Origin of the sequence: Methylopila musalis (genome assembly GCF_042679725.1) — a bacterium.
Lineage (GTDB): Bacteria > Pseudomonadota > Alphaproteobacteria > Rhizobiales > Methylopilaceae > Methylopila > Methylopila musalis.
The window spans coordinates 1-11,425 of record NZ_JBHTMX010000093.1; the positions used below are offsets into that span (position 1 = coordinate 1).

Here is an 11,425-nt window from a genome sequence, read left to right on the forward strand (position 1 = left end):
GGCCGCCGCGTCCCGGAGCGCGCCCGCGAGGTCGCGCTTCAGCGCCCGGCGGGCGGCGTGAATCGCGTCCGGGTCCACATCGTCGCCGATCTCGCGGGCGACGTCGCCCTCGCTCGGCAGCGCCGCCACCTGGGCGGCGTAGGCGTGGTCGGTCTCGTCCGGGGCGAAGGCGCGGCCGATGGCGTCGGCGATGCGCGGCTCCTGCGGCTCCGGGCGGCTCGCGCGCAGCGCCGCCGTCCGGGCGACGAGGTTCCGCAGCGCCACCGTCTGCCCCGCCTGCCAGCGGTTGAACGGATCGGCGTCATGGGCGGCGAGGAACAGGTAGTCGTCGTCCGTAAGGTCGGCCGCCACCTTCACCGGCGCCGAGAAGTTGCGGAACAGCGAAGCCACGGGCCGTTCGGGCAGGTTCTCGAACGTCACGCGCGTCACCGGCGCGGTCAGCTCCACCACGGGGCTCGCGGGCGCGCCGCCGACGGTGAGCGGCAGGTCGGCGCCGTCCGGCCCGACGAGGCCCACCACCATGGGGATGACGGCGGGCCGCTTCACCGGCTGGCCGGGCGTGGGCGGCACGGTCTGCGTCGCCTCGATCGCGAAGGTCTTCGCGGCCGCGTCATAGGCGGTGCGGACCTCCACCGTCGGCGTGCCGGCCTGATGGTACCAGAGCATGAACGGCTCGAGATCGCGGCCGGAGGCGTCCGCGAAACAGGCCACGAACTGCTCGATGGTGCAGGCCTCGCCGTCGTGACGGTCGAAGTAAAGGTCCATGCCGGCCTTGAACGCCTCCGGCCCGATCAGGACCTTCAGCATGCGGATGACCTCGGCGCCCTTCTCGTAGATCGTGGGCGTGTAGAAGTTGTTGATCTCGGCGTAGACCTGCGGCCGCACCGGATGGGCGAGCGGGCCGGAATCCTCTGCGAACTGCGAGGCGCGCAGGTTGCGGGCGTCCTGTATGCGCTTCACCGGCCGCGAGCGGGTGTCGGAGGTGAACTCCTGGTCCCGGAACACGGTGAGGCCTTCCTTCAGGCAGAGCTGGAACCAGTCGCGGCAGGTGATGCGGTTGCCGGTCCAGTTGTGGAAGTATTCGTGGGCGATGATCGCTTCGATGTTGGCGTAGTCGCCGTCGGTCGCGGTCTCGGGGCTCGCGAGCACGTATTTGTCGTTGAAGACGTTGAGGCCCTTGTTCTCCATCGCCCCCATGTTGAAGTGCGACACCGCCACGACCATGAACACGTCGAGATCGTATTCCCGGCCGAACGCCTCTTCGTCCCAGCGCATGGAGCGCTTGATGGCGTCGAGGGCGTAGGTCGCGCGGTCCTCGCGGCCGTGCTCCACGAACACCTTCAGCGCCACGTCGCGCCCGGAGGCGGTGACGAACCGGTCCTCCACCACGCCAAGATCGCCCGCCACCAGAGCGAACAGGTAGGAGGGCTTCGGGTGCGGGTCATGCCACACCGCGAAGTGGCGGCCGTCGCCCGCAGGGCCCGTCTCCACCAGATTGCCGTTGGAGAGCAGGACCGGCGTCTCCGCCTGCGGCCCCTCCACCCGCGTGGTGTAGACCGCGAGCACGTCCGGCCGGTCGAGGAAGTAGGTGATGCGGCGGAAGCCCTCGGCCTCGCACTGGGTGGTGTAGGCGCCGTTGGAGCGGTAGAGCCCCATCAGCCGGGTGTTGGCGGTGGGGTCGATCTCCGTCACCACGGTCAGCTCGAAGGCGCCGCGCGGCGGGTTCGGGATCGTCAGCCGCTCCGGCGAGGCGTCGAGGGCGTCGTCGTCCAGCGCCACGCCGTCGATCGCGACCGACACCAGCCGCAGCTCGTCGCCGTCGAGCACGAGCGCCGCGCTCTCGCGCCCGGCGGGGTTCGGCCGCACCTTCAGCTTCGCGGTGACGCGGGTCGCGGTCGGGTCGAGCCGCACATCCAGATCGACCGTGTCGATCAGGAAGTCCGAAGGACGGTAATCGGCGAGGCGAACGAGCTGGGGATCCTCGGCGGGCATGGGCGTTCCTCCGTCGGCCTTGAAACGAGCGGGCTGTGTAGGCCCGCCCGCCCGGGCCGCGCAAGGCCGAGCGCCCGCCTCGCGCTCACTTCAGCGTCGTGGTCCGGCCCGTGGACGAGGGCGCCGCGGCGACTGGCTCCAGCGCGTAGGAGACGATCCCCTGGTTCATGCCGCCATAGCTGAGCCTGTAGGCGCCCATGATGCGGGGCGGGTTCTGCTGCACGCCTTCGCCCTTCATCACGAACAGCTCGAACCGGTCGCCGGGCGTCTTCGGGGCGGCGTCCGGATCGCGCGGCTCGGCCAGGAACACGGAGACGCCGCCGGGGCCGCCGTCCATCTTCAGCTCGGCGGCCTTCGACCTGGAGCCTGCGAGCACCGCCACGTCCAGCACCACCACCTTGTCCACGTGGCGGTCGGCGAAGGCGCGGAGCTCGTTGAAATTCGCCGCGCGGATCTGGCCCGCGAGCCGGTCGGCGGCTTCGGCCAGCGCCGCGCCCGGCGCCAGCGCCGCGGACAGGGCGAGCGTGAGGGCGGCCAAAGGTCGGGTCTGCATGCGCGATCTCCTGATATGGTCCGGTCGCTTGTGTCTGATGGCCCCCGCGGCGCCGGAAACGCCCCGGCCGCGACGGCCCCGCCCTTGCGGTCGATTGATAACGGAGGCCCCGCCGCGGCCGCAACCCGGCCATGGGACGAGCGCGCGAGCGCCCTTGTTTTCCCGGTTGCGCCTAAAGGTCTACGCGCCTAGGGTCCGCGCGTTTTGAACGCCTGCCGGAGCACCCTGAAAATGGCATTCCTCGCCGACGCGCTCTCGCGCGTGAAGCCGTCCGCCACGATCGCCGTCAGCCAGAAGGCGCGCGACCTGAAAGCCCAGGGACGCGACGTGATCGGCCTCGGCGCCGGCGAGCCCGATTTCGACACTCCGCAGAACATCAAGGACGCGGCGATCGACGCCATCCGCCGCGGCGAGACCAAGTACACCCCCGTGGCCGGCATCCAGCCGCTGCGGGAGGCGATCGCGCAGAAGTTCAAGCGCGAGAACGGCCTCGACTACAAGGCCTCGCAGACGCTGGTGGGCACCGGCGGCAAGCAGATCCTCTACAACGCCTTCGTCGCCACGCTGAACCCCGGCGACGAGGTCGTCATCCCCGCGCCCTACTGGGTGAGCTATCCGGAGATGGTGCTGCTCAACGGCGGCACGCCGGTGTTCGTGGAGACGAAGCTCGAGGAGAACTTCAAGGTCCGTCCCGAGGCGCTCGAGGCCGCCATCACCCCGAAGACCAAGTGGGTGCTGCTGAACTCGCCGTCCAACCCCTCCGGCGCGGCCTACAGCCACGATGAGATCAAGGGCCTGACCGACGTGCTGCTCCGCCACCCCCATGTGTGGGTGCTGACGGACGACATGTACGAGCATCTGGTGTTCGGCGGCTTCCAGTTCGCCACGCCCGCGCAGGTGGAGCCCGCGCTCTACGAGCGCACGCTCACCATGAACGGCGTCTCCAAGGCCTATTGCATGACCGGCTGGCGCATCGGCTACGCGGCCGGCCCGGACAAGCTGATCAAGGCCATGGAGATGGTGCAGGGCCAGCAGACCTCGGGCGCCTGCTCGATCGCCCAGTGGGCGGCGCTGGAGGCGCTCTCCGGCCCGCAGGACTTCCTGCCGGGCTTCCGCACCGCCTTCGAGCGGCGCCGCGACCTGGTGGTGTCGATGCTGAACCAGGCCAAGGGCCTCAACTGCCCGACGCCGGAAGGCGCGTTCTACGTCTATCCCTCCTGCAAGGAGACGATCGGCAAGACCGCGCCCTCGGGCAAGGTGATCGAGACCGACGAGGACTTCGTGTCCGAGCTGCTGCAGGCGGAAGGCGTCGCCGTGGTGCACGGCTCGGCCTTCGGCCTCGGGCCGAACTTCCGCATCTCCTACGCCACGGCGGACGAGGTGCTGGAGGAAGCCTGCTCCCGCATCCAGCGCTTCTGCGGCGCGCTGCGCTAAGAGCGCCTGCGATCGGACCGACTGCGAAGCCCGCCGTTTCGACGGCGGGCTTTTTCGTGTCTGGAGCGTCCGGGGTGCGCGGCTCGGAGGGCTGACGATCCGTCCTGGGAGCCGATCACAGCCGCCAGAACCGCCGCCCGCGCAGCTTGCGCAGGCTGACCCGCCCGGTGAAAAGACGCACGAAGAAGCCGACGAGGACGCCGAGCACGACGACGGCCTTGAGAAGCGCGAGCCAGAATTCGACGTTCGCCATTGCTGGCCTCTTCGGACGTGTCGTCGCAGCATAGGATGGACGGACGCCTTCGCCCATCGTTCGGACGCTTTTCGATCGCGAGATCGCGCGCAGGGCGAGGCGCGGTCTCGCGTGCAAGCGCGGACGGACCGGAACGCTTTCCGGCCGCCGCACGTTTCGCTTCCAGCGAACGCAACGGGAGTACGTCATGTCGATCGGTCTCAAGAGCCTCGCGGCGGTGGCCGCGCTGGCGGCCGGATGCGGGGCGGCGCTCGCCGCCGACGCGCGCCACCCCTCCGTGGTCATCCAGAAGGAAGCCCGTTCCGGCGTTCAGGTCGGCGTGCTGAGCTGCAAGTCGCCGGGCTCCATCGGCTACATCCTCGGCTCGTCCAAGGAGCTGTCCTGCGAGTACCGCCCGGCCGGCGCCCGCTATCCGGTCGACGCCTACATGGGCACGCTCGGCAAGATCGGCGTCGACGTGGGCGCCACGGGCCCGAGCGTGCTGCAATGGGCGGTGGTGGCCCATTCCAGCTCGATCGGACCGGGCGATCTCGCCGGCAGCTACCGCGGCGCCTCGGCGAGCGCGGCGGCGCTGGTGGGCGGCGGGGCCAACGTGCTGGTGGGCGGCTCCCGCTCCACCATCTCGCTCCAGCCGCTCAGCCTCGAAGGCCAGACCGGCATCAGCGTCGCCGCCGGCCTGTCCTCGCTCCATCTCGACCCGATCTGAGCGACGCGCCGGCGGCCCAACGGCCGCCGCGCGCCACGGACCCTCCACGTCATGCCCGCGCCTTCGCGCGGGTGTCCACGACTTCCCCTTGGGTCGCAAACGTCGACGTTCAAGTCGTGGATGCCCGAGCCAAGCTCGGGCATGACGGTTGAGGGGTTTTCAGGCAGTAGCCTCAAGCCTGCCTGAGAATATCCGCGGCGCATAACCCTCTCCACGTCATGCCCACGCCTTCGCGCAGGTATCCACGACTTGCCTTGGGCGCAAATGTTGACGGCCAAGTCGTGGATACCCGAGACAAGCTCGGGCATGACGGTTGAGGGTGTTTTCAGGCAGTCGCTTCAAGCCTGCCCGAGAATATCTACGGCGCGTCGCCTTCTCCACGTCATGCCCGCGCCTTCGCGCGGGTGTCCATGACTTCCCTTGAGTGAAAACATCGACGTCCAAGTCGTGGATGCCCGAGGCACCCTCGGGCATGACGGCGAACAGGCCGCCGTACGTCGGAACCGCCCCCATCGAGGCCCGACGCGTCATCCTTCCGCCGCGCTCGGTCGTAAACATCGGACGAGACCGCCGGCGGGAGGACCGATCCCATGCACATTCTGCGCAAAGCACCTTGGGCGCTGCCCGACAGCGCGGCGACGCCGGAGGACGTGGTTCTCAACCGGCGGGCTCTGCTCGGCGTGGGCCTTGCGGGCGCCGCGGCGCTGGCGCCGTCGCCGTCACGCGCCGGCTGGCTGTTCGGCGGCGGCGAGGCGGCGGCCCCGCCTGAGGCGGACCCGAGCGCCGGGCTTTACCCGCTCAAGCGCAACCCGGCCTACGCGCTCGACCGGGCGGTGACGCCCGAGGCGGTCAATCTCGGCTACAACAACTTCTATGAGTTCGGGACCAGCAAATACATCGCTGACGAGGCGCAGAAGCTGCGTCTGCGGCCATGGACGCTGAAGATCGGCGGGCTGGTGGAAAAGCCGCGCGAGATCGGGATCGACGATCTGCTCAAAGCCCTGCCGCTGGAGGAGCGGCTCTACCGCCACCGCTGCGTGGAGGCCTGGGGCATGGCGCTGCCCTGGAGCGGGGCGCCGCTGAAGGATCTCGTGGCCTGGGCGCGGCCGCTCGCTTCCGCGAAATATGTGCGCTTCACCACCTTCCTCGACCCGAAGGTGGCGAGCGGCCAGCGCAGCCCGCTGTACGAGTGGCCTTATGTGGAGGGCCTGAGCATGGCGGAGGCGACCAACGAACTCGCTTTCCTCGCCACCGGCGCCTATGGCAAGCCGCTGGCGAAGCAGATGGGCGCGCCGCTGCGGCTGGCGCTGCCGTGGAAATACGGCTTCAAGTCGATCAAGTCGATCGTCGCCATCGACTTCGTGGAGCAGCGCCCGACCACGCTGTGGGCGGCGGCGGGGCCGCGGGAGTACGGCTTCTGGGCCAATGTGAACCCGGAGGTTCCCCATCCGCGCTGGAGCCAGGCGCGGGAGCGGGTGCTGGGCGCGGACGAGACCCGTCCGACGCTGCTCTACAACGGCTACGGCGAGCAGGTGGCGGGGCTCTACGCCGGCCTGACGGGCGAAAAGCTGTTCATGTGAAGCCCGGCGGCCGCGCTGCGGCGTTGCGACTTTGGTCGAACGCTTGCATCGCACGCCCGCGCATATAACAGTCCGCCCATGCGCGCATGGGTGTTGACCGATGGGAAGGCCGGCGACGAGCAACCCTGCCTCGGGGTGGCGGAAGCCGTCGCGGACCGGATCGAGCGCCGGCGCGTCCATCCGCGCGCGCCCTGGGTGTGGTTCGCGCCCTGGGGGCCGCTCGACCCCCGCGACGCCCCCGACCGCTATGGCAGCCCGATCGCGCCGACGGCCGGCGAGGGCTGGCCCGATTTGGTGATCGCGGCCGGGCGGCGGGTCGTGCCCCATCTCCGGCGGGTGAAAGCGGCGTCCGGCGGGCGCGTCATCACCGTGTTCCTGCGCGACGCCCGTGCGGGCTGCGGCGTCGCCGACATCGTCTGGGTTCCCGAGCACGACCGGCTGCGCGGGCCGAACGTCATCGTCACGCCGACGAGCCCCCACCGCATCCGCCCGGTGCGGCTCGCGGCGGCGCGGGGCGCGCCGCCGTTGGTGGACCCGTCGGTGGTCGGTCCCCGCGTCGGGGTGCTGCTCGGTGGCGACACGCGGCACAGCCGGTTCACCGACGAGGACATCGACCGGCTGGTGGCGGGACTGACCCGGCTGAAGGCCGACGGCGCCGTTCTGATGGCCACGGCCTCGCGCCGCACGCCGCCGCGTCTGGCGGCCGCGGTGGCGGGCATCGCGCATCATCTATGGAACGGAACCGGGGATAACCCCTATATCTCGTTGCTGGCGCAGTCGGAGGCCCTCGTCGTGACGGCGGATTCCACCAATATGGTGGGCGAAGCGGTCGCGACCGGCGCGCCGGTGATGGTGTTCGAGCCCTCGGGCGGGCGTCGCAAGACGCGCGCGTTTCTCGACCGCCTGACCGAGCTCGGCGTGATCCGGCCCTTCCGGGGACGGATCGAGCGCTACGCCTACGATCCGATCGACTCCACGCCGGAGATCGCCCGGGCCATCGAGGCTCTGGCCGCGACGCGCCACATCCTGCGCAGCGACGCCGCCGCCGAGAGGCCGGCGCCGTCGCGCGAAACGAACGGACGGACGACATGACCAACGACGCCGCTCCCCGGCATGAGCGCCTCATCATCCTCGGTTCCGGCCCGGCGGGCTGGACCGCCGCGGTCTACGCGGCCCGCGCCATGCTCCAGCCGCTGGTGATCTCCGGCCTGCAGCCCGGCGGCCAGCTCACCATCACCACCGATGTGGAGAACTATCCGGGCTTCGCCGAGCCGATCCAGGGCCCCTGGCTCATGGAGCAGATGCAGACCCAGGCCGAGCGCATGGGCGCGCGCACCCTGTTCGACCATGTGGCGAAGGTAGACCTGTCGCGCCGGCCCTTCGTGCTGGAGACGGAGTCGAACGGCGTCATCACCTGCGACGCGCTGGTGGTTGCGACCGGCGCGCAGGCCAAGTGGCTCGGTCTCGACAGCGAGGAGCGCTTCAAGGGCTACGGCGTCTCGGCTTGCGCCACTTGCGATGGCTTCTTCTTCCGCAACAAGGCGGTGGTCGTGGTCGGCGGCGGCAACACCGCGGTGGAGGAGGCGCTGTTCCTGACGAACTTCGCCTCCAAGGTCACGGTCGTGCACCGGCGTGAGAGCTTCCGCGCCGAGCGCATCCTGCAGGATCGCCTGTTCGCCCATCCCAAGGTGGAGGTGGTGTGGAACGCCACCGTGGCCGAGGTGCTGGGCGGGGGAACGCCGCTGAAGGTGGAGGGCGTGAAGCTGGTCGACACCCGCACCGGCCAGCCGAGCGCGATCGCTTGCGACGGCGTGTTCGTCGCCATCGGCCACGCGCCGGCGACGGAGCTGTTCCGCGGCCAGCTCGACATGAAGCCCTCCGGCTATCTCGCGGTCCGGCCGGGAACCTCGCTCACCAACGTGCCGGGCGTGTTCGCCGCCGGCGACGTGGCGGACGAGACCTACCGGCAGGCGGTGACGGCGGCCGGCATGGGCTGCATGGCCGCGCTCGACGCCGAACGCTTCCTCGCGGCTGAGGACGCTGCGCGCCACGCGGCCTGACGCGGGCGATCGCACAACACCACTCCCGGCGAGGCGGCGCGCGGCCGCCCCGCCGCCTGCCCATCAACAGCGGCGCCGGGGCTGCGCCCGAAGGGGGACGAATGGACTGGGACAAGCTGCGCATCTTCCACGCAGCCGCAGACGCCGGCAGCTTCACGCGCGCAGGCGAAATGCTGGGCCTCAGTCAATCGGCGGTCAGCCGTCAGGTGTCGGCGCTGGAGCACGACCTCAAGGTGCCGCTGTTCCACCGCCACGCCCGCGGCCTGATCCTGACCGAGCAGGGCGACCTGCTGTTCCGCACCACGCAGGACGTGTTCTCGAAGCTTGAGGCCGCGCGCTCCACGCTCGCCGACAGCCGCGAGCGGCCGAACGGGGTGCTGAAGCTCACCACCACGGTCGGCTTCGGCTCCGGCTGGCTGACGCCGCGCCTCGGCGAGTTCATGGATCTCTACCCGGACATCCAGCTCCAGCTCATCCTCACCGACGACGAGCTCGACCTCTCCATGCGCGAGGCGGACGTGGCGATCCGCCTGCGGCAGCCGACCCAGCCGGACCTGATCCAGCGGCGGCTGTTCACCGTGCATTACCACGTCTTCGCCGCGCCCTCGTACATCGCCAGCCATGGCCGCCCGGCGACGATCGAGGATCTGGACAACCACCGCCTGATCGAGTTCGGCGGGCCGATCCCTTCGTTCCTGCAGAGCATCAACTGGCCGCTGACGGTGAACCGGCCGCCGCGAGATCCCCGCTCCGCCTGCCTCACCATCAACAGCGTGGCGGCGATCAAGCTCGCGGTGGAGTCCGGCGTCGGCATCGCCGTGATCCCAGACTACTTCGTCGACGCCTCGGAAAACCTCGAGCGCGTGCTGGAGGACGCCGAGATGCCGACGCTGGAGGCCTATTTCGTCTATCCGGAGGAGCTCAAGAACGTCGCTCGCATCAATGTGTTCCGGGATTTCCTGATCTCCAAGGCGCAGCGCTGGGCCTATTAGCCGGATGGATGCTTGATCGATCGCTCACTTGAGCGCAGGTTGAGCGAGGCCGACGACGACGCTGTGCGCTATCCCCCCTTGCGCGCGTGTTCGGAGGCCTTTTCCCGGAAGCGACGGGCGTGTGGCCCCCCGCAGCGCGTCGTTCCAACCTCGAAGCCGGATCTGCGTCAGCGCAGGTCCGGCTTTTTTCGTCATGGGCGGGGCGCGCAGGCGGCGCTTGAGTTGGGGCCGTGCGACCGCTACACCCGAACGACGCTGTTTTGCGTTGCAACATCGGAATTTTGCCACATGCGCGGCCGCTTCGACGCGATCGACCTCAAAATCCTCGCCGAGCTGCAGGCGGACGGGCGCATGACCAATGTGGAGCTGGCGCGCCGGGTCGGCATCTCTGCGCCGCCCTGCCTGCGCCGGGTGCGGGCGCTGGAGGAGGCGGACGTGATCCGCGGCTACCGCGCGCTGTTGGACGAACGTCGCCTCGGCTTCGAGGTCACCGCCTTCGCCATGGTCCAGCTCGGCGGCAATTCGGAAGCGGACCTTGCGGCCTTCGAAGCGCGGGTGCGTGACTGGCCGCAGGTGCGGGAGTGCCACATGCTCTCGGGCGAGGTGGACTTCATGCTGAAGTGCGTGGCGAAGGACCTCACCAGCTTCCAGAGCTTTGTGATCGAGCTGACCGGTGCGCGCAACGTGAAGACGGTCAAGACAGCGCTGGCGCTCGGCCAGATCAAGAACGAGGCCTCCGCGCCGTTCGACATCACGGATTGATGACGTCCCGCCCTTCGAGGGATCGGATCGGGCCGTGAGCCGTTGTCTCCTTGAGAGCGGCGCCATCTGAGGGCGTCGCCGCGATCTGGAGGCGTCATGACCGACCACACCCATCACTACGCGCCGCCCCCCGGCACGAAGACCGAGGTTCTGGACCCGGTCGAGGCCAAGCAGGCCACCAACCGGCCGCGCAACATGCCGCGGGTGCTTACCATCAGCATGATCAGCGCAGTGGTCGCGCTCGGCATCGTCTGGATGTTCTTCCTGCGCTGACCGGCCTCAGCGGCGGCGGACGTAGCGCCGCCATAGGTCCGGCCCGATGACGCGCCGCCCGCTGATCTCGAAGGCGGGCGACGCCGTGATCGCGGCGAGCGGCAGGCCGTCGAGCGCATCAATGGCGTTTGGACCAAGGTCTGTTGGGCTTTGGCCAAGGGCCGCTTCGTCCACCAGATCGGCGCGCAGCAGGGCGGCGGCGAGCGTCGGACCGCCTTCGACCATCAGCCGCGTCACTCCTTGCAGGGCGAGAAGTGTGAGCGCCGGACGGAGGCCGACGCGGCCATCCACGCGATCCACCCGCCAGACCAGCACGCCGCGCGCCGCGAGCGCGCGCTCCGCGTCATACGCCGCGTCGTGAGCCGCGATCGCCACGGTCGGCGTCACATCGGCGCTTGTGACCAGTTTCGAGGACAGCGGCAGCCGCAGGTCCGAATCCAGCACGATCCGCGTAGGCGACCACCCGGCCATCCCCGGCAGCCGACAGGTCAGGTCGGGGTCGTCCGCCAGCGCCGTGCCGACGCCGACCAGGATGGCGTCCGACTGGGCGCGCAGCATGTGGACGTAAGCGCGGCTCGCCTCGCTTGTGATCGCGACCGGGCGTCGGCCGCTGAGCCCCGCCTTGCCGTCGCGGGAGACTGCGAGCTTCAGCAGGGTACGGGGCCGCTCCCGCGCGATTCGTGAGACGTGGCCGGCGTTCAGCTCGCGCGCCTCCGCGCCGCCGACGCCGAACGTCACCGCCACGCCCGCCTCCCGAAGCCGCTGGAAGCCGCGGCCGTTCACCCGCGGGTCCGGGTCCGCGGCCGCGACCACCGCGCGG

Annotated in this window: 12 protein-coding genes; 8 read left to right on the forward strand and 4 right to left on the reverse strand. The window is 70.0% G+C overall.

Annotated features, from left to right (window positions below):
• A partial coding sequence (pepN, locus tag ACFQ4O_RS10885; protein WP_378775719.1) for an aminopeptidase N occupies positions 1–1,992 on the reverse strand: 1,992 nt, incomplete at its 3' end.
• A gap of 85 nt (positions 1,993–2,077) precedes the next feature.
• Positions 2,078–2,545, reverse strand: coding sequence for a hypothetical protein (locus ACFQ4O_RS10890; protein ID WP_378775720.1), 468 nt, complete (start codon positions 2,543–2,545; stop codon positions 2,078–2,080).
• A gap of 231 nt (positions 2,546–2,776) precedes the next feature.
• On the opposite strand from ACFQ4O_RS10890, the gene ACFQ4O_RS10895 reads away from it, so the two are divergent.
• Positions 2,777–3,979 carry a pyridoxal phosphate-dependent aminotransferase gene (locus ACFQ4O_RS10895; protein WP_378775721.1) on the forward strand — a complete coding sequence of 401 codons (1,203 nt, stop codon included), beginning with the start codon at positions 2,777–2,779 and terminating at the stop codon, positions 3,977–3,979.
• Between the two features lie 115 nt (positions 3,980–4,094).
• On the opposite strand, the gene ACFQ4O_RS10900 is transcribed toward ACFQ4O_RS10895, so the two are convergent.
• Positions 4,095–4,232 carry a hypothetical protein gene (locus ACFQ4O_RS10900; RefSeq protein WP_378775722.1) on the reverse strand — a complete coding sequence of 46 codons (138 nt, stop codon included), beginning with the start codon at positions 4,230–4,232 and terminating at the stop codon, positions 4,095–4,097.
• 187 nt (positions 4,233–4,419) lie between these two features.
• Between ACFQ4O_RS10900 and ACFQ4O_RS10905 the strand changes: the two genes are divergently transcribed.
• The 7 genes from ACFQ4O_RS10905 (at position 4,420) to ACFQ4O_RS10935 (ending at position 10,605) form a co-directional block, all read left to right on the forward strand.
• A complete protein-coding gene (locus ACFQ4O_RS10905) occupies positions 4,420–4,938 on the forward strand; it encodes a DUF992 domain-containing protein (protein ID WP_378775723.1) in 519 nt (172 codons plus the stop codon).
• Between the two features lie 590 nt (positions 4,939–5,528).
• Positions 5,529–6,518 carry a protein-methionine-sulfoxide reductase catalytic subunit MsrP gene (gene msrP / locus ACFQ4O_RS10910; RefSeq protein ID WP_378775724.1) on the forward strand — a complete coding sequence of 330 codons (990 nt, stop codon included), beginning with the start codon at positions 5,529–5,531 and terminating at the stop codon, positions 6,516–6,518.
• A gap of 90 nt (positions 6,519–6,608) precedes the next feature.
• Complete coding sequence (locus ACFQ4O_RS10915) at positions 6,609–7,610, forward strand: mitochondrial fission ELM1 family protein (RefSeq protein ID WP_378775725.1); 1,002 nt, start codon at positions 6,609–6,611, stop codon at positions 7,608–7,610.
• The gene (gene trxB, locus ACFQ4O_RS10920) at positions 7,607–8,578 is read left to right on the forward strand and encodes a thioredoxin-disulfide reductase (protein ID WP_378775726.1); all 972 of its coding nucleotides are present in this window, start codon (positions 7,607–7,609) and stop codon (positions 8,576–8,578) included. The genes ACFQ4O_RS10915 and trxB overlap by 4 nt, the downstream gene beginning before the upstream one ends.
• Positions 8,579–8,679: 101 nt before the next feature.
• Positions 8,680–9,570, forward strand: coding sequence for a LysR family transcriptional regulator (locus ACFQ4O_RS10925; RefSeq protein WP_378775727.1), 891 nt, complete (start codon positions 8,680–8,682; stop codon positions 9,568–9,570).
• Positions 9,571–9,858: 288 nt separating this feature from the next.
• The gene (locus ACFQ4O_RS10930; protein WP_378775728.1) at positions 9,859–10,332 is read left to right on the forward strand and encodes an Lrp/AsnC family transcriptional regulator; all 474 of its coding nucleotides are present in this window, start codon (positions 9,859–9,861) and stop codon (positions 10,330–10,332) included.
• Positions 10,333–10,428: 96 nt separating this feature from the next.
• Positions 10,429–10,605, forward strand: a complete 177-nt coding sequence (locus ACFQ4O_RS10935) for a hypothetical protein (protein ID WP_378775729.1) — start codon at positions 10,429–10,431, stop codon at positions 10,603–10,605.
• A 6-nt stretch (positions 10,606–10,611) separates the two neighbouring features.
• Here the strand turns inward: ACFQ4O_RS10935 and ACFQ4O_RS10940 are convergent.
• A partial coding sequence (locus ACFQ4O_RS10940) for a bifunctional diaminohydroxyphosphoribosylaminopyrimidine deaminase/5-amino-6-(5-phosphoribosylamino)uracil reductase (RefSeq protein WP_378775730.1) occupies positions 10,612–11,425 on the reverse strand: 814 nt, incomplete at its 5' end.

Bases quoted from the DNA above. Each gene is read 5' to 3' on its own strand.
- ACFQ4O_RS10930 (WP_378775728.1), top strand. From the start codon at position 9,859: ATGCGCGGCCGCTTCGACGCGATCGACCTCAAAATCCTCGCCGAGCTG.
- ACFQ4O_RS10895 (WP_378775721.1), top strand. From the start codon at position 2,777: ATGGCATTCCTCGCCGACGCGCTCTCGCGCGTGAAGCCGTCCGCCACG.
- ACFQ4O_RS10905 (WP_378775723.1), top strand. From the start codon at position 4,420: ATGTCGATCGGTCTCAAGAGCCTCGCGGCGGTGGCCGCGCTGGCGGCC.
- ACFQ4O_RS10900 (WP_378775722.1), bottom strand. From the start codon at position 4,232: ATGGCGAACGTCGAATTCTGGCTCGCGCTTCTCAAGGCCGTCGTCGTG.
- ACFQ4O_RS10935 (WP_378775729.1), top strand. From the start codon at position 10,429: ATGACCGACCACACCCATCACTACGCGCCGCCCCCCGGCACGAAGACC.
- msrP (WP_378775724.1), top strand. From the start codon at position 5,529: ATGCACATTCTGCGCAAAGCACCTTGGGCGCTGCCCGACAGCGCGGCG.
- ACFQ4O_RS10890 (WP_378775720.1), bottom strand. From the start codon at position 2,545: ATGCAGACCCGACCTTTGGCCGCCCTCACGCTCGCCCTGTCCGCGGCG.
- ACFQ4O_RS10925 (WP_378775727.1), top strand. From the start codon at position 8,680: ATGGACTGGGACAAGCTGCGCATCTTCCACGCAGCCGCAGACGCCGGC.
- trxB (WP_378775726.1), top strand. From the start codon at position 7,607: ATGACCAACGACGCCGCTCCCCGGCATGAGCGCCTCATCATCCTCGGT.